The following is an 18,467-nucleotide window of genomic DNA, read 5'->3' as shown; positions in this document are numbered from 1 at the left end:
TAGATACGCCTCAAATGATGATTTCTTTTATTTTTATATCCACGGTTTATTTAGTTGGTTCTATCCTTGGTTTCGGCTTCAAACTTGGAGAAGGCGGAGCTGGTCGTCGATTTTCCCCTGACTTACTCATTGCTGCTTGTTTGGTCATGCCAAATGAACGTTTGCCTGAGTCATTATGACTATTAAAAACCATACGGTCGGACTTCCCAGATCTGTTCTCTATTTCCCAGATTCGTTGTTTCACCGATTGCACAGCACCTTCTACAGATAAGTTTTTTGACGAAATAAGTCCTTGATTGATCGCAGATTTTACTTCTCGAGGTTTCGAATCACGTCGTTCAACCTCATCTTTCAATGAACTTTTTCTTCCATTATTTTCTTGCAACTCTGAAATTGTTGATAACCGTCTTGGTTGTTTGCTTTGTTGCTCCTGGTGACCAGTAAATGCTACCTCGCCATGAACGGAAGGATTTCTGTGGTGTCTAGTTATAGGTTTTTCGATTAGTTTCTCATTATTATGGGAAACTTCTATATTTAATGAGACTTTTTCCCCCTTGTTCTCTCGTCGGATTACTGCGTAAATGACGGGGTCAGCTTTTCTATTGATAGTTATCTTGCGCGACTTCTCGCTTTCTCCACCTTCATCTAGGAAAGAAAGGGTACTGTAGTGTAATTCTTCTTCTGTTTCAGGTTGACGCCATTTTTTTTGCTCCGAAGGTTGTGCTCGAAACTGTTCCCTTAGTTCCAACCCGCGAGCCGTAGGGATAGATTTCGCTCTTGAAGCTAAGCGCTTGATTTCATCAACGATTTCTTTTGGATCAATCCATACATCTTTATCAACAATCGATTGAATATATTCTGAATTAAAATATTTACTGTTCAAATCCTTTAGTGTATTCTCATATTTTTCAGGCTCTTTATTCTTACGCCTAAGAATAAAATTGAAAACTCTACCCGATTTGCTCAACTTTTTTTGTCGAAATTCTGCAAGTAAGCGTCTGGTCCACAACACACCGTTTCGATGTTTTGACAGTTGATCTTTCGTTTCTTCCAGTTGTTTGTCAAAATCAATTAATACACGTTTAAAGTCTGCTGTTTTCCGCAAATGCCCAAAATTTTTTTTATACTTTTTTTCGGAGTAATATTCTCCGATATCGAATGATGATTCTCGATTGCTTGGTTGTTCCATATTTATCTTGCCCCTTTCTAACTCTTTTTTATATAGTAGCAAACTTACTTAAAATTACCTACAAAATAACAAAACATTTTTTTGCTATTTTTGAAAAAAAAGAAAAAGAGTGAGACATTAGCCCTTCGTACTACCTAAACCAAATAAACGGCTGAAACAGAAGGAACCTCATCGAAAAATAATACGCCACCCACAAAAATTTGAAAAAACAATTTTCGTGGATGGCACATTATTTCTTGAGGCTAAACATGTCTTGACCTCTCTTTAAAAATATGAGTACAAAAAATTCAAGTCGATAAACTGTTTATTTCATGTTCTCAAGATACTCTAAGGCATCTTGCACTGTTTTGACCGGAACGATCTTCATCGATGTATTGAGTTTTTTAGCCGCAGCTTTGGCTTCTTCATAGTTCGTTTTGATATCTGGATTTTCTTTTTTCACTTCCTCAGAAATCGTATCATCTGGCGCAAAAAAGATATTCATTCCTGCTTCGTCTGCACTTGCCACTTTTTTATCGATTCCACCGATTCGTCCCACTTCACCTGCACGATTGATTGTCCCTGTACCGGCTATTTTTTCCCCTTTACGGATATTTTGATGGGTCAACTGTTCATAGATCTCCAAAGTAAACATCAAGCCTGCTGAAGGACCACCGATTGAACCAGAATTGATTGCCACTTCTGTATCTGTGGCGATTTCTGTATGGTCGGTCAACGTGATCCCGATTCCTGGTTTTTTATCTGTCGATAACTCGATCAGTTTACCTGAAGCTTCTTCTTCTTTACCATTGTGGATGAAGGTAATTGTGACAACCTGTCCTACTTCTTGTCCTTTCACGTACTCCATAAATTCTTCCGCACTCTTAAAACTCAAGCCATCTACTTTCGTCACCGTATCTCCAACAGATAATTTCTTGTAAAAGCTCGAATTTTTTTCGACACCCATGACATAGACACCTTTGAATTCCAACGTATAAGGAATATTCGCTAGTTTCAATGCTTGCTCGATAGCGGCATTTTGTGAGGACTCCATATAATATTTTTGCATCTGATTATATTCTTCATTTGTTGATCCACCAGTCAACTCTTCTTCACTGATAACATCTTTGAAATCTGATAGCAGTGCGGAGACGACACCAAATCCTGTTGCTCTTCTGATTCCTACAGAAGTGAGAGAGAAAGAGCCTGATTCTTTATCTTCTTGGTCATTGACTGTGATCATATCTTTAAGATCAATTGTGGCACCTGGAGCCTCCACATAATAGGGTAAAGGAACAATGACAAAGCCTGCTAATAACGTACCTAAAAGGATTACGGATAATGTTTTCCACCATTTTTTATTCTGCATCACTTTCACGCTTTCTAGCTAATGCTTCGTTGATCACAGTAGGTAAATAGGTGCTCACGTCCCCACCAAAATAAAGAACCTCTTTAAGCATACTTGAGCTGATATGGCTATACTCTGGTTTTGCCATAAAAAGCACCGTCTCCAATTCAGGACTCAAATGATGATTCATTTGCGCAATGTCACGTTCATATTCAAAATCTTTGAAGCTGCGAACACCTCGAACCAGCGCTTGAATACCTAGTTCTTTTGCCGTCGTCACTGTCAACTGTGTCTCTTGGTGGATCACTCGGACATTTTCTAAGTGTGCGACTGCTTGTGTGATCAATTCCAAGCGTTCCTCAGCCGTGAACAATGTTTTTTTTGATGTATTGATAAAGATACCGATGATCACTTCATCAAACAACTTCGCAGCTCGTTCGATCGTGTCTAAATGTCCCATAGTCAATGGGTCGAAACTCCCTGGAAATAAAGCTCTTCTCATTTATATTTCCTCTTTTCTATAAATGGTCACCGCAGAGATGCCATAGGTCTGCTGTTTGATTTGTTGAAAATTTCCTATTGTCTCAGGAAGCTCCACTGACTTATCTGTTTCGCATACGATCAAGGCAGCATCCTGAAAAAGAGCCAATTCTTCCATACGTTTAATTTGATCGACGATTTTTTGTTTAGCATAAGGTGGATCTAAAAATAGAATATCAATCTTTTGATCTTCTTTCGCCAGTGACTCAATCGCTTTATCAGCATCTAATTTCATTGTATTGAATTTGTTCGGTTCTTTAGTGATTTCAATATTTTCTTTGATTATTTTTAGTGCTTGATAGTTTTTCTCCACGCAGATTGCGTAGCTACAGCCTCTGGAAACTGCTTCGATCGCTAGACCCCCGCTTCCTGAGTAAAGATCCAAAACGACCTCTCCATTAAAATAAGGACCGATCATGTTGAATATCGACTCTTTGACTTTATCAGACGTCGGTCGAGTATTTGGCCCTGCTAAACTTTTTAAACGGCGACCGCCGTAATCTCCTGAAATTACTCGCATCTACTCACTCCTTGAAACATACTGTTATTAGTATACCAAAAAAATAGACTTGATTCCGACTAAAATCGTCAATTCTCAAGTCTATTTTTTCTTAATTTAACTTTTTATAACTATTCAAAATCTTTTTATCACATTTTCTTCATTTTCGTCGATTTTATTAACTATAACGCTAGACTCTCTTTACTAGAAAACGTGATCAGCTAAGCGGATCTTAGTGTTTAATTCTTCGATCTCGAAGCCTTCTTCTTTTGTGTCCGCCTTTTTACCGATTTTTTCAGCAAAATTCATTTCGATATCTGGTCGATAAGAACGTTCGACATTTCGTACGAAATGTAATTTCTTGATCCTTTCTTCCGTTTGTTCATAGTTGTCTTCATTTAAATACATGATCACATACTTCATTTTACGAGAGACATAATGCACTAATCCAAATTTGCGAAGATTTTTCAATTGTTTTAAACTATATACCCACACGACTAACCCTCGCCGATGTGTTTGTTCAAATTTTTTATTTTCTATGTCCATGGCAGTTTCCTCCGCACCCTTCACTTTTTTCAAAAAATGGACTACCTGCACTGATTTTGATCTCTGTCGAAATCGTATGTGCAAGTTGTTTTCCAATGGAATCTAGTATCTTTTGTAATTCTGTTTCACATATTCGAAAAGCTGCTACTTCCTCATTTAGATCCAACTGCCTTTTGGCTTGGCGTACAGTTCGTTGTTTTTCACGAAACTCTTGAATGTACTTTCCATAAGGTGAAATTTCTTCAAATGCTTGTCTGCTTGCAATAAAATCATTTTTTAACTGGTTGACGTTGATAGAAGTTTCCATCTCTTTTTTAGTTTTGAGATATTGTTCCATCATTTCACTTGTTACAATCGTTTGAACAAGCTGATGACACTGGTCCTCCAGTTCAAACAACTCCTCATTGATTATCACTACTTTCACTAGTCTCCTCTTTTTCCTTCATTAAGACTAACATGTTTTCTTTCGAAAACGCAACGCCTAACTGTGTTGGTTCTTTTTCCAAGAATCGATCATGATAATAAGGATCAGTATATAACAATAACACTGAAAAAGTCGGATCAATGATTGGATGCATGAAAATCCCAGTTGTTTGATCTAATTGTCGTTTTTCCACTAAGCGATTGATTTCATCATTTGACAACGTAAATTTAACTGTAGTTTGCGAAGTCTGTGTTGCCATTTGCCACTCTGCCAAACGATTTTCTGCCAACCATTCTTCTGGTTGTTCGATAAAGTCTGTTAACAGTACATTCGTTTGGATCATAAAATCTGGAGAGTAATGATAATCAGGCAGTTCAGCTTCTTGGCGTAATCTCGTCAATACTCGAGTGATGACACGCTCTCTTGATTGATTGATACTTTCCCAGTCTACTGAACTGTCCATTTCGTAGTGGGGCAATCCCTCTCCAAAGACCTGGTAAGGCATTAATTTCAATAAGCTTTTCTTATTTAAATAAACTGTTGAAAATAATCCACCTGTGTCTTGATCAAAGAAAAGCATCGCAAATGTACCGTTATCAAAAGCAATCAAGGGACGATAATTCATGTCTTCTTCAGTTAACTCGATTCCGACTTCTGTCTCTTCATACTCAAATGTGAAGTTCGGAAAAATCGTTGTAATCTCTGTCAGATCCTGCATAGTCATGCCAACGACAAATGGTGTCAAACTAGTTGCGTTCGCATTTAAAACTTTGATAGCCTCTACTCGGTCATTTTGTATATTTGCTTCAAGTACGATTTGTTGAATTGGATCTTGATAATATCTGATCTCAAAGCCGAATCCGCTCGTCAAACGATCTTTAGGTGAACCAATCTCTGCTTCTAATTCGGTGACTGATCGACCAATATATGTAGAAAAGCCAGTCGCATTTAGCTCCTGGTATTTCCAAGACGTTACCTGATTTTGATTTCCTATCAGTTGTTGGTCTTGCGTGGATGTTTCAAGTTTGGGAGGGAACACTACTGGCTCCAAATATAAAGCCGACGTGACAAATAGTAGTGTTGCTATAAATAGACCTAGTCGTTTCAAATGTTCCCTCTCCTTTCTTATTTTTCTGTAACTTCGATCAATAGATCTCCTGAGGCAATGGGATCGCCAGCAACAACATAGAGATGTGCGATTTCTCCATCGAATGGTGCTTCAATGGCCGTTTCCATCTTCATTGCTTCAGTAACCATCAATGTATCGCCTCTTTTGACCGTATCGCCTTTTTTCACCAAGACGTCTAAAACTGAACCGGACATCGTCGCACCGATTTGTTCGCGATTGGTTGGTTCTGCTTTTCGTCTAGTTTTTACCGCACTGACGATCGACGTATCTTTGACGGTGATTTCTCTTCGTTGACCGTTCAAATTAAAGAATAACACACGATTTCCTTCAATATCAGGTTCACCGATCTCGTCTAAACGAATGATCAGGATCTTGCCTTTTTCGATTTGAACGTTGACCGTTTCCCCTAAACGAATCCCTTGGAAGAAAGTCGGTGTATCCAGTAATGTGACATCGCCAAATTGATTATAAGCGGTTTGATAATCCAAGAAGACTTGTGGATACATCAAGTAACTCAAGACTTCTTCTTGTTTTGGTTCATAGCCGATCTTTTTAGCTAATTCTGCTTTGACTTTTTCGAAGTCTACTGTTTCAGCGAACAATCCTGGACGTTCGGTGATGGCTGGACGACCTTTCAAAATGATCTTTTGGAGTTTTTCTGGGAACCCGCCTACTGGCTGGCCTAATTCACCTTGGAAGAAGGTAACGACTGATTCAGGGAAACTCAATGTGTCGCCTTTTTCGTAAATGTCTTCTTCGCTCAACTCATTTTGGACCATGAACAAGGCCATATCGCCTACAACTTTAGAAGAAGGCGTGACTTTGACGATATCACCAAACATCAAGTTTACTGTGTGGTACATTTTTTTGATATCATCCCAACGATGACCTAAGCCAACTGCTTTGGCTTGTTGTTGTAAGTTCGAGTATTGTCCACCTGGCATTTCGTGCATATAAACTTCAGTTTCAGGTGCATTCAAGCCATTCTCAAATGGTTTGTAATACATGCGAACATCTTCCCAATAGTGATTCAACTGTTGCGCATTTTCAATATTGATTTCTGGTACACGTGGACCATTGACCAAAGCGTAATACAAACTGCTCATACTTGGTTGGCTAGTATTTCCACTCATCGCACTCATCGCTACATCGACGATATCGACACCCGCTTTAGTTGCTGCTGAGTAAGTGATGATGCCATTGCCACTCGTATCATGTGTGTGTAAATGGATTGGTAGATCCGTTGTCGCCTTCAATTCACTGATCAAGCGATAAGCAGCTTGCGGTTTCAACAGTCCTGCCATATCTTTGATTGCGATCAGATGAGCGCCTAACTGTTCCAGCTCTTTTGCCATGTCCTTATAATATTGCACATTGTATTTCGCACGACTTGGATCATTGATATCACCTGTGTAGCAAATCGTCGCTTCTGCAATTTTTCCTGTATCACGAACGGCTTGAATACTCTTTTCCATTTGCGGTACCCAGTTCAGACTGTCAAAGATCCGGAAGACATCGATGCCTTGTGTCGCTGCTTCTTTGATAAATTCAGCGATCACGTTGTCTGGGTAGTTGGAGTAGCCGACAGCATTCGATCCTCTAAAGAGCATTTGCAATAAAGTATTTGGCATCAAGGAGCGAATCTTTCTCAGGCGTTTCCATGGATCCTCATTCAAGAAACGATAGGCGACGTCAAATGTCGCACCGCCCCACATTTCGCTTGAAAACAGCTCAGGAAGCCCTTCACCAGTCAATCGCGCGATTTCTTTGAAATCTTTTGTGCGCACACGAGTAGCCAATAAGCTTTGATGGGCATCTCTAAACGTGGTATCTGTCAATAACACATTTTCTTGTTGTTTGACCCAATCCACTAATGCAGAAGCGCCGTCTTTGTCTAAGACATTTTTTGCTGTGATGTAATCCGGACGAGTGATCAGCTCTTTTGGCATACGTGGTGCATCGTAATATGGTTTTTCACCACGTTCAATGCCAGGGAAACCATTTACTGTGATTTCTCCGATGTATTTCATCGTTTTATTTCCACGGTCACGTAAGCGTGGGAAGTCAAATAATTCATTGGTACTATCGATGAACGTCGTTTTAGCTTGTCCTGATTGAAATTCTGGGTGCAAGATGACATTCAACATAAATGGAATATTTGTTTTCACTCCACGGATACGGAATTCTCTCAAGCAACGTTCCATTTTTTGGATCGCTGTTGCAAAATCAGCCGCATGGGTACAAACTTTTACTAGAAGCGAATCAAAATATGGGGTAACGATGTAACCTGCATAGGCATTCCCTACATCTAAGCGGACGCCCATCCCACCTGGTGAGCGATACGTATCGATCTTACCAGTATCTGGTAGAAAGTTACTCAATGGGTCTTCCGTTGTGATCCGACATTGGATGGCTGAACCTTTGATTTTTATTTCACTTTGCTGTGGCAATCCGATTTCTTTATGCAGATCTTTTCCTTGTGCAATCAATAATTGCGTCGTCACGATATCGACATCCGTAATCATCTCAGTGATCGTATGCTCCACTTGGACACGTGGATTGACTTCAATAAAATAAAATTCGTCATTTTCCACTAAAAATTCGACTGTCCCTGCATTGACATACCCCACATGCTTCATCAACTGGACAGCAGCCTGACAAATACGTTGACGCTGTTGCTCATTCATCGAAACGCAAGGAGCGACTTCTACGACTTTTTGATGACGCCGCTGGACTGAACAATCCCGTTCAAATAGATGGATGATGTTTCCATGGGTATCCCCTAAGATCTGGACCTCGATGTGTTTCGGATCAGCGATATACTTTTCAACATAGACTTCATCACTACCAAAAGCAGCTTTCGCTTCACTTTTTGCACGTTCATATCCTTCACGAGCGCCTTTTTCGTCATATGCTACACGCATCCCACGACCGCCACCGCCTAATGCTGCTTTGATCATCACTGGATAGCCATGACGTTCAGCAAATGATAAAACTTCTTCAATTGACTCTACTGGACCATCTGTCCCAGGGATCGATGCGATACCAGCTTCGATTGCTGCTGTTTTCGCTTTGATCTTATCGCCAAAAATATCAAGATGATGAAGTTCTGGCCCAACAAAAGTGATGCCTTCTTCTTTGCACCGTGTGGCAAAGTGTAAGTTTTCAGATAATAATCCATAACCGGGATGGATCGCGTCCGCTCCACTAGCCTTAGCAATCTCAAGAATCCCTTCAATATCAAGATACGCATCTATCGGTCTTTTTCCTTTACCAACTAGATATGCCTCATCCGCTTTAAAGCGATGCACGGAATATTCATCTTCTTCTGCATAGACACCTACAGTTTGGATCCCTAATTCTGTACAGGCACGAAATACCCGTACAGCAATTTCTCCTCTGTTAGCTACCAAAACTTTTCTCATCGAATCACTCCTACGTCAATTTTAGTAAATACCTAAACTCTTCCGTTTCTCATCTGCGCTGATATTCAGGACGAAACCTACGCAGATCGAAAGCATCAGCAAACTCGAACCACCTTGACTCAAGAATGGGAATGTGATCCCTGTCAATGGGATGATCCCAGTGATCCCGCCAAGGTTGACAAATACTTGGATCAGAAACATCGAACCGATTCCGATACATAGCAAAGAATTAAATGGATCTTTTGAGCGGATACCCACTAAGATGATACGCGCAATCATGAACATCAATAAAGCTAAGATCAAAATACCCATGATCACTCCTAATTCTTCTACTACGATGGCATAGATAAAGTCGGTTTGCGCTTCTTGTAGAAATCCTTTCTTCTGGATACTATTCCCTAATCCGCGACCGAATAGACCACCGTTGAACATCGCATAATAACCATTCACCATTTGGTGTCCGTTATTCAATTCATCAGTAAAAGGGTTTTGAAAAATCTCAAAACGATGATAAATATATTGTAGGCGACCAGGGAAAAGTTTCCCTTGGGTCACGTTGATCAACCAAATTGTTACTACACTAAAAATGATTCCTCCGACACCGACGATCAAGGTGTAAACATAATTGACGCCGCTAGCTAATAGTAACACGATGATGATCAAAAAAATAACCGTTGCATTCCCAAAATCGGGTAGACTTGCCACTAACACTGTCAAGGCAAGTACTAACAATAAAGGTCGTTTGACCGTTGCAATGAAGTTTTTTTGCACACTCATTTGTCTCTGTGACAAAGTAAAGGAAAGATACCAGATGGCAATGATCTTTAGGTATTCGGCGGGCTGGATAGAAAATCCGGCAATTTCAAGCCAACCTTTTGCACCATTACGTTCTTCCCCAAAAAATAAGACGATCAATAATAAAATCGTCAAGACTGCGATAGCCGCCATGATCAATCGCTGATTTTTCAATACACCGATTTTCATTTTGTATAGGAGTGCAATAACGATCAAGCTAAGCACCCAAAAAATACTTTGATTGATGACTGATGACGCTGGATTGCTCCCATTTGCTAATAGCAAGTAGGAGGTGGAGCTATAAACCATGATCAACCCGATGATACATAAAATCAAATATGGAATCAAAATACTGTAATCCAACAGATGCCTTTTTTTCACTTTATTCGGCAAGCTTATTCCCCCTTGCCACTTTCTTTTTTATCATAATTTTCTCGGTAAACTTCATTGTATAAGTGATTCAATTGACGTTCTAACTCACTGAGCATCAGTTGCCCTTCTTTTTTTTCAATGATCCCTACACGTATCGCAAAACTCACTTGTTGAGAAAATCCATACATTTGTGTATCGACTACCTCTTCAAAGGCTTTGCACTGCGAGATACAAAGACTGTTTGTTTGATTTTGGATCAAACGCTTGATGCGATCTGCCTCATCAATCAACACATTGAGTGCCGTCTCTTTTGAAAGAGAATCCATTTGCCTTTCCCTCCATTTCTAAGTTCATTCATTATAGCATATTTTACGCGATAACTGAGCAAGAACCTAGATTTATCTAGGCTTTTTTTTAGGTTTTTTAACTGTCACTTGGCGTAGCGCTTTCTTGGAAATTTTTGATTGCCTGCAAGAACATTTCACCGTACTTATCAAGCTTGCTTTGCCCTACCCCTTTGATTTGGAGAAGTGCCAATCGGTCATTTGGTCGATGCTGACTCATTTCTTTGAGTGTCGCATCTGAAAAAACAACATACGGCGGAACACCTGCATCAACAGCTAAATCAGTCCGTAACTGGCGTAATACTTCAAATAGGCCATCTGTTTCGTCATGCGACAATTGTTGCACTTTTTGGGGTTCCTTTTTGTGGACAGTTACTTTTCCCATAAGCACTTGCACCCCAAGATCGCTGACTTTCAAAACAGGGTATTCACCACTAGCCGCAAGTAAGTAGCCACTTGAAATCAGATAGTCGATCAACTGTAATATATTTTTTTGTGACAGATTCCTTAGTAGACCATAAGTAGACAATCGATCAAACTGAAACTGTTTGATTTTCTGATCTTTTGATCCGGCAAGGACTTTCATTAGTAATTGTTTTCCGTAGTTCTCACCCATTCGTTTCAAACAAGACAAAACCATTTGCGTTTCTGTGGTCACATCGACAAGTTCACGATCATCAAGACAGTTGCCACAACGCTGACAAGGCTCGCTTGCTTCTCCAAAGTAAGAAAGAATATATTGTTGCAGACAGGATTCGATATGGACGTATTCAGTCATTGCTCGGATCTTGTCGTATTCCTTATGTTTTTGTGCTTCCTCACGTTGCGATTGTTGAACAAAAAACTTTTGGACTTGCACATCTTGTGGCGCAAATAGCAAAATGGCTTCACTAGGTAAGCCATCTCTTCCGGCACGACCAGCTTCCTGATAATATGCTTCTAATGAACCTGGTATTTGGTAGTGAATGACAAAACGAATATTACTTTTATTGATCCCCATTCCAAAAGCGTTCGTTGCTACTAATAGCTGAATACGATCATAGAGGAAAGCTTCTTGCATTTCCGTCCGTTCCCTTTCTGAAATACCGCCGTGGTATCTGCCAACGGAAAAACCAAATTTCGCCAACAACTGATATAGTCGATCCACTTCTTTTCTAGTCGCGGCATAAATGATGCCGGATTGATTTTGATTCACTTTTAAATACTCGACCAAATATTGTTCTTTTTTCTGATCTTTGATAACCTGCAACCTCAGATTTTCTCGTGCAAATCCAGTTTGAATATGGTTCTGTTCAGGGATTTTTAAAAGTCTTTTGATATCTGTCGCTACAGGGACAGTAGCAGTTGCTGTCAAGGCCACGATGGGCGGACGCTGAGGAATACCTTCTAAAATATTCGCCATCTGTAAATAACTGGGTCTGAAATCATGCCCCCATTGCGAGATACAGTGGGCTTCATCAATGGCAATCAAGCGAACGGACCAACGATTCATCGCTTGGATAAAATCAGGCATGATAAAACGTTCTGGTGCAACATATAACAATTGATACTTTTCTTCATCTAATGAACGAAAACGTTGTGCCACTTCATATCCTTCTAATGAACTATTAATAAACGTAGCAGCGATCCCCAGTTGATTCGCAGCATCCACTTGATCTTTCATCAAAGAGATCAAGGGAGAAACGACGATCGTCACCCCTTCCAAGGCTAGCGCAGGTAGCTGATAACATATTGATTTTCCGCTTCCAGTCGGCATGATACCCAAGACATCTTCTTGAGCCATGATTTTTTCAATGATTTCTTTTTGGCCTGGGCGGAAAAGCTCATATCCAAAATATTTTTTTAATAACTGCTCCACATGCGGCCTCCTCGATTTCTGTTTGTTTTTACACTTTCAAGTTTTACTTCTTTCATCTAACTATTAATTACGCATTTTCTCAAATGATTCATCAGACATGTACTATCTATTCTACTTCTGTCTGCTCATAAGAGCAAGCCTAACTCCGTGAAACAAAACACCATTTGTGAAACCAAAAACAGAGTGCTTTGAGTTTTTTAAAAGTTCTTTAAAAAATTCATCTTGCCGTTCTTGCTTTCATTTTTTGTTTCTTTAAGTTCTCCACAGCTAATGATTGACTTCCTATTACGAGAATTTTGATTTTTGCTCATAGGATTTATTTTTATATTTCTTGTCCGTGACTCCTTTAGTGATCATAAAAAAACAGTTGAAAGAATGCCAAAGTAATTATCACTTCGCTCTTTCAACTGCTTCGTTGTCATTTTAACTATCCGTTACTGTTTATCAAACGATTTCTTAGACATTTTTCGTTTCCAAAAAACAAATCCTACTATTAGTAAGAAACATGCACCAATATATGGCAGTACTCGATTGATGGTTTGATTGGTTTGTGGCAATTTACTCTCATCACCTTCGGCTGCGGAACCCTCACCTAATCCAGTCTCTGCTGAAATTCCATCTGCATCTGGATCGTTGGATGTACCAGTACCATCTTCTGCACTAGCGTCCTCTTCTCCTGGCGCTGTTTCTTGTCCAGGTTCAACGATTTCATATGAAGATTCTGTACGAGTAGATAAACTCCCATAACTCCGATCCACTTTGACATCGAGAGAAACAAAACGACTGCCCATAGTTTCTGTATCGATTTCAGATGTTCCATCTAAAGAAACAGTATAGACGTTTTTAGGTATTACACGCCCATTGACTTTCACTTCTTTTACTAACGATTTCAGGTCAACTCTTTCAGTGCCTTGTGCAAAAGAAGGCTGAGCAGGTTCAACTGTTAACTCACCTGTAGGCTCAAAACCATAATCTGTTACCTTATAATACGCGTAATTACTGCCATAGGTGTAGTTTCGTTCGTTCTCTTCTGCCATCAATAAATTGTTACTAGTATCTACGTGATAAACCTTCACGATATCACCTGGGGACACCGCCAGTGATTTACCAGTATTAAAACGTGAAATGGCTTGCTCGATCGTTTGTGTGCCACGAACCTCGTATTGATATTTGCTTTGCTTACGTTCGTTGAGAATTTCGATTCCATAATATACTTCGGTGTCATCGTATTCATTCACTCGATTCTTCAAAACTGTTTGATCGGTTCCTTGGACAGATTGGATTTCAATTTGTTTGCTGTTTTTAAGTAAACCAAACGATCCAACCGTTTCACCTTTACGATTTTTCAAATGGATCGTGCTACCCCATTTCACTTCATAAGGCACTTCGATGTCAGTCGAAGAAACACCATCTGCTGTCGATACTTTTACCGTTACTGTTTTTTCTCCTGTCGTATGGGTATCAAACGCTCCCATTTGTTCTACTTTATAAAGCTCTGTGTTCAAACTCTGTCCGTTGAATGCAACATTCTCAATCAACGTTGTCACGTCTACCTCACTGGTATCCTCACCTAAGACGAGTTCCTGACTAGCAACATCTGCGTAAATCATCGTAATCGGCTCAAACTCGCCATTCTTGACTTCATAATAAGCGTAATTCAACCCAGCTGTATAGTTTTTGACGATATCATCCCACATCAGTAAGTTCTGGTTATCTGTTTCTGCATGGTAGACACGGAAAATGTCTCCTTCTTCCACAGGTAATGATTGGCCATTATTGAACCCTTCGATTGCTTGACGAACCGTTTGATTACCTGCCACTTCATAAGTATATTTGATGTTATCGGGAAATAAACTATTTGCTTTATTTTTAGGATCTGCTAGGATGTCGATTCGATAATAGGCATTCCGACCATAGGCAGGATTGACTGGCGCATTAAGTTCTGTTTCATCTTCGCCTTTCGTGGCATAGATAGCCAACTCATCATTTTGATCAAGCAGGCTAAAAGAACCGACGATGCCTCTTTTCCCTTCTTTCTCTTCGCCTTTCAGAACAAATGTACTTCCCCATTTGACTTGATAAGGCAGTTCAAGTTGCACACTAGATAAACCATCGTTCATTTTCACACGCATAGAGACGTTTTTATTTCCTATCGTTGTCGTATCGATTTCTGAACGTCTTTCGATCGTGTATTCCTCTGGATCGACTGTTTTGCCGTTGATCGTCACACGATCAATTAATTCAGCATCAGCTGCAGTAGTCACATCTTGCGCGAGATAAAAGGCTTTATTAGCTGTATGGACTTCCATGACTGGCATTGCTTCAAAACCAAAAGTCGTTACTTTGTAATACGCATAATCTGAACCATAAGTGAAGTCCTCTTCTAGTTCATCGACCATCAGTACCGAGCTACCAGGAGATTTTTGCGGGTGATAAATTTTGATCACATCATCTAACTGGACAGTGACAGCTTGAGTACCATTAGTTCCAAAGCTGTTGATGACGTCTTGTAACGTGACACGACCTGGGACTTCTTGACTATAATGGACTCTTTCACCCCGTAGGACTTCAATTGAATAATAGAGGTCTTGATCGTTTCCTAAGCGCTCGTCTAATGGCGAGTCAAACCCATGATGGATTTTCAATTGTCTTGTCGTATTAGTAGTTTGCAGTGAGAAAACACCTGCTGAACCACCGGTGCTAGATTTCATCACGATCGTTCTGCCCCATTTCACTTCATAAGGCACTGTGATGACTTTTGATACTACCCCATCTTTTGTGTCAAATTGGATAGCAAGTTCTTTTTGACCAACTGTGGTTGTATCGAAGTTTCCTAATTGCTTCACTGTATATAAATCCGGTGTTAACTCGGTACCGTTGATCGTCACATAATTAATCAGTTGGGTTCCATCAATCTCTGTGGCATCATCACCTAGACTAAATTCTTGTGGTTTAGTATCCGTAGAAATCGCGAGGATCGGTTCTAGCCCATGCTCTGTGACTTCGTAATAGGCATCATTTGAGCCCATTGTAAAGTCTTTGGCCAATTCATCTTGCATCAATAAACTATTACCTGCTGGTTCTGCATGATACACTTTGATGACGTCGCCTTGTTTGACGTCTAATGGTTTTCCTTGATTGAACCCTTCGATCCCATCTCTAATCGATTGATTTCCTAGCACGTTATATTGGTATTTGGTAGTAATATTTTCGATCACCTCAATACCATAGTAAATGTCTCGGCCAAAATGATTATTCACCGGTTGACTCAAGTCCGTCCCACTTACACCTTGACTAGCATGCAATGCCCATTGATCGTTTTCTTTTAGTAGACTAAATGCGCCAACCGTCGCATCATTCAAGCCTTTTAGCACAAATGTGCTGCCCCATTTGACTTGATAATCGACTTCGAATTCCTCTGCTGAAAGACCATCATTCATCGTGACTTTCAATTTCATTTTTCTTGTTCCAATACTACTTGTATCAAAATCGATCAATGATTCCACTTCGTATAAACTACTATCAACTACTCGACCATTGATCGTTACATTCTTTATTAATGAAGCTGGATCAATTGTCTTAGTGTTCTCGCCTAAAACAAAACTCTTTTGTGAAGCTTCTGCTTCTAGCAAGGGGAATGGATCAAATCCATAAGGAGTAATCTTGTAGTAGGCGTACGCCGTATCATATGTATAATCCTGTTCCTGTTCGTCAATCATCAAGACTGAACTATTCGGCGTTCGTTCTGGATGATATATCTTAATGACATCACCATAACGGACATCGATCGTTCCAGTAGAATCTCCAAATTTATCCATGATTTGCTGCCAAGTTGCGCGATTTGTCACTTCTTGGCTATAAACGACTGTTTCGCCTCGTAAAACTTCAAACGAATAATATAGCGAAAATGGGGAACTCTGCGGACCAACTGCCGTATTTATTGAGGTTGGTATCCCCATCCCAAATACAACTTTTGCCGTCTCATTTCCTGAATTATCTGTTCTTAAAGTAAATGATCCAGCTGATTCACCATTGATTGATTTCATCAAAATCGAGTGGTCCCAAAGAACATTGAGTGTTACCTCACCAGTTCCCTTAATCATCACACCGCTATTTGGGTGCTTGGTTTGAACTGTCAATTTGAGCGTTTGAAGACCACCTATCCGATAATCTGCCTCCACACTTTCTTGTGGAATAAATTCAAGATCTCTTAATTCGACTGGTTCACCATGCATTGTGACCGAATCAATATAATCTCTAAAGTTTGTTGCAAATGTTGGATAATTATAACCGAGTTTTCGATCTTCAATTGATTTGAGGTTAACCTTTAAGCCCTCATGTGGCGTCACATCCATCTGAATCGAAGCAGTTGCTTCACGTCCATCAGAAGTTGTTACTTTTGCTCGCCATGTTTGTTCGCCTGGCGAATCAGTATTCACATCATCAAACCATTTTAGCGTATAGGTACCATACAGATTTGTTACTTCAAAGTATTCAGTCACATCTGGCAATTTATCATATTGATAAATGTCAAATGGTCCTGGTTTTCCCTCGATTTCTACAGCTAGAGGTTCTACAGTGATTGGAACTACTGCTTCTATTTCTCTACCCGACTCGTCTTTTACTAAAATCTTCGTATCTTGCTTTCCTACTTTCGTTGTATCAGGGGCTATTTTCCAACTATATTCAACTTTTCCACGTGTATTTTTTACATCTAGATAAGTTTCTGGATTAGGGATCGGTTGAGTATTTTGCATGAGTTTATGTGTACCTTCTTTGGCAGTTGCTACAATTTTACCGATTTCCTCTTCAGCAGTCGGTAACCGTACTTCAAATGTAGCTGCCATGAGAAATGGTTTCATATCGTTAACATTAGATGTAGGATTCGATAAATAAGCCACTCTTGGAAAGACAAATACTTCATTCCCACTGACAGAACCGTATTTTAGTCGAGTAAATCTTGCATTTAAATAAGGCTCGCTTGTTGAAGCCATTGAAGCGTATAGGCGCATCCGCCAAATTCCACTGTTAGAATCTACTTGCGTCCAATAGACATCATTACGCCCTCCACCTAATGGCCACATAACCAATCCTTTATCATTCGGAAAAGCACTCTTAGAAAAATTTAAAACTTCAAAGCTGTCGTCTTTCTCGTGTCGCAAGTCAGAAATATTAAAAGTTGTTTTTGACAAATCTGATTGCACTCGAGCTGCCTGCTCTTCACCAATTTTCAGTAAAGTTGCATCAGTAGTCGGTTTAAAGTAATTACCGTTGTTTCCTTGAACACTATCAAAATTATCGCTCGGATTATTATTCCTAGCACTAGTCCTTTTATTTTTCTCAATTGGTTTTTCATTACTTTCATCTTTGATAGCTATTTTTTTGTTGTTTATTTTGTCTTCTTCTTTGTTTGGTTCTATTGAAAATTGTTTTTTTTCAACCAATGATGTCTTCTCAGTCTTTGACTCTATGCTCGAAATTGCTTGTACAACAGCTTCATTCATACTTCCTAACACCAAGCCGATAATCATCAGGCTATTCAGAATTTTTGTCTTTTTCATTTTTCTAAGATTTACCTCCATTTATTCTACAAGTATATTCGGAGAAGTCTTAGAAAATCTTCAATTGAGTAAGCAATCATTCTCATCTTGAGTCTTCTATACTCCTCCTTTTTTCTAATCATCATTCAAAAGCAAAGCTTCATTTTATTATAACGTCATTTATTTTTTTTTTTACATTTTATTCATCCTCCATCATTAGTATTATTCTATTAGAACTTTCCCACTTTAACTCTAAACCTAAATACACTTTTTGATAACGCCGTTTTTTCCATGTTAATTGGCATAAATTGAAAGAATAGTGTTATTTAATCTTATCCATCAAGAAATCGTATAATTTTATGATTTATTTTTACTATACTAAAAAAACATCGGATAGAGAAAAGCGGTTCACCAACAGCTTTTAGCTAGTATTTAATTGAATAACTATGTTTGATTTGATGATCGATCCTATATAACAA

General features: G+C 39.4%; 12 protein-coding genes. All 12 read right to left on the bottom strand.

The window, feature by feature from the left end; genetic code table 11:
* Positions 1-46: 46 nt before the first annotated feature.
* Entirely contained in the window at positions 47-1,189 is a 1,143-nt protein-coding gene (locus IGJ95_RS06120; protein ID WP_228065576.1) for a hypothetical protein, read from the bottom strand.
* A 304-nt stretch (positions 1,190-1,493) separates the two neighbouring features.
* On the bottom strand, positions 1,494-2,537 hold the full coding sequence (locus IGJ95_RS06115; RefSeq protein ID WP_010735653.1) for a SepM family pheromone-processing serine protease: 1,044 nt from the start codon (positions 2,535-2,537) through the stop codon (positions 1,494-1,496).
* On the bottom strand, positions 2,527-3,018 hold the full coding sequence (gene coaD / locus IGJ95_RS06110) for a pantetheine-phosphate adenylyltransferase (RefSeq protein ID WP_010735654.1): 492 nt from the start codon (positions 3,016-3,018) through the stop codon (positions 2,527-2,529). Before coaD ends, IGJ95_RS06115 begins: the two co-directional genes overlap by 11 nt.
* Entirely contained in the window at positions 3,019-3,576 is a 558-nt protein-coding gene (rsmD, locus tag IGJ95_RS06105; protein WP_023519532.1) for a 16S rRNA (guanine(966)-N(2))-methyltransferase RsmD, read from the bottom strand.
* Between the two features lie 183 nt (positions 3,577-3,759).
* Positions 3,760-4,101 carry a YlbG family protein gene (locus IGJ95_RS06100; protein ID WP_010735656.1) on the bottom strand — a complete coding sequence of 114 codons (342 nt, stop codon included), beginning with the start codon at positions 4,099-4,101 and terminating at the stop codon, positions 3,760-3,762.
* Positions 4,085-4,516, bottom strand: coding sequence for a YlbF family regulator (locus IGJ95_RS06095; protein WP_194179743.1), 432 nt, complete (start codon positions 4,514-4,516; stop codon positions 4,085-4,087). The genes IGJ95_RS06100 and IGJ95_RS06095 overlap by 17 nt, the downstream gene beginning before the upstream one ends.
* Positions 4,503-5,633 carry a CAP-associated domain-containing protein gene (locus IGJ95_RS06090; RefSeq protein ID WP_153830398.1) on the bottom strand — a complete coding sequence of 377 codons (1,131 nt, stop codon included), beginning with the start codon at positions 5,631-5,633 and terminating at the stop codon, positions 4,503-4,505. The genes IGJ95_RS06095 and IGJ95_RS06090 overlap by 14 nt, the downstream gene beginning before the upstream one ends.
* 17 nt (positions 5,634-5,650) lie before the next feature.
* Positions 5,651-9,079 (bottom strand): pyruvate carboxylase, encoded by a 3,429-nt coding sequence (locus IGJ95_RS06085; RefSeq protein WP_010735659.1) that lies wholly within the window; start codon positions 9,077-9,079, stop codon positions 5,651-5,653.
* 21 nt (positions 9,080-9,100) lie between these two features.
* A complete protein-coding gene (locus tag IGJ95_RS06080) occupies positions 9,101-10,267 on the bottom strand; it encodes an FtsW/RodA/SpoVE family cell cycle protein (RefSeq protein ID WP_153830397.1) in 1,167 nt (388 codons plus the stop codon).
* A 2-nt stretch (positions 10,268-10,269) separates the two neighbouring features.
* The gene (locus tag IGJ95_RS06075) at positions 10,270-10,572 is read right to left on the bottom strand and encodes a YlaN family protein (RefSeq protein ID WP_010735661.1); all 303 of its coding nucleotides are present in this window, start codon (positions 10,570-10,572) and stop codon (positions 10,270-10,272) included.
* A gap of 97 nt (positions 10,573-10,669) precedes the next feature.
* Positions 10,670-12,448 (bottom strand): DNA helicase RecQ, encoded by a 1,779-nt coding sequence (recQ, locus tag IGJ95_RS06070; RefSeq protein ID WP_244062928.1) that lies wholly within the window; start codon positions 12,446-12,448, stop codon positions 10,670-10,672.
* Between the two features lie 434 nt (positions 12,449-12,882).
* Positions 12,883-18,009 (bottom strand): LPXTG cell wall anchor domain-containing protein, encoded by a 5,127-nt coding sequence (locus tag IGJ95_RS06065; protein WP_438761565.1) that lies wholly within the window; start codon positions 18,007-18,009, stop codon positions 12,883-12,885.
* Between the last annotated feature and the right edge of the window lie 458 nt (positions 18,010-18,467).

The sequence above is a fragment of the Enterococcus sp. AZ156 genome (assembly GCF_051714165.1).
Taxonomy (GTDB): domain Bacteria; phylum Bacillota; class Bacilli; order Lactobacillales; family Enterococcaceae; genus Enterococcus_B; species Enterococcus_B pernyi.
Note: the sequence above shows the minus strand (reverse complement) of the source record. Positions and strands in the feature narration are given on the sequence as shown.

Coding starts and splice junctions, on each gene's coding strand:
- IGJ95_RS06120 (WP_228065576.1), bottom strand. CDS start 1,189: ATGGAACAACCAAGCAATCGAGAATCATCATTCGATATCGGAGAATAT.
- IGJ95_RS06085 (WP_010735659.1), bottom strand. CDS start 9,079: ATGAGAAAAGTTTTGGTAGCTAACAGAGGAGAAATTGCTGTACGGGTA.
- IGJ95_RS06065 (WP_438761565.1), bottom strand. CDS start 18,009: ATGAAAAAGACAAAAATTCTGAATAGCCTGATGATTATCGGCTTGGTG.
- IGJ95_RS06075 (WP_010735661.1), bottom strand. CDS start 10,572: ATGGATTCTCTTTCAAAAGAGACGGCACTCAATGTGTTGATTGATGAG.
- coaD (WP_010735654.1), bottom strand. CDS start 3,018: ATGAGAAGAGCTTTATTTCCAGGGAGTTTCGACCCATTGACTATGGGA.
- IGJ95_RS06100 (WP_010735656.1), bottom strand. CDS start 4,101: ATGGACATAGAAAATAAAAAATTTGAACAAACACATCGGCGAGGGTTA.
- rsmD (WP_023519532.1), bottom strand. CDS start 3,576: ATGCGAGTAATTTCAGGAGATTACGGCGGTCGCCGTTTAAAAAGTTTA.
- IGJ95_RS06115 (WP_010735653.1), bottom strand. CDS start 2,537: ATGCAGAATAAAAAATGGTGGAAAACATTATCCGTAATCCTTTTAGGT.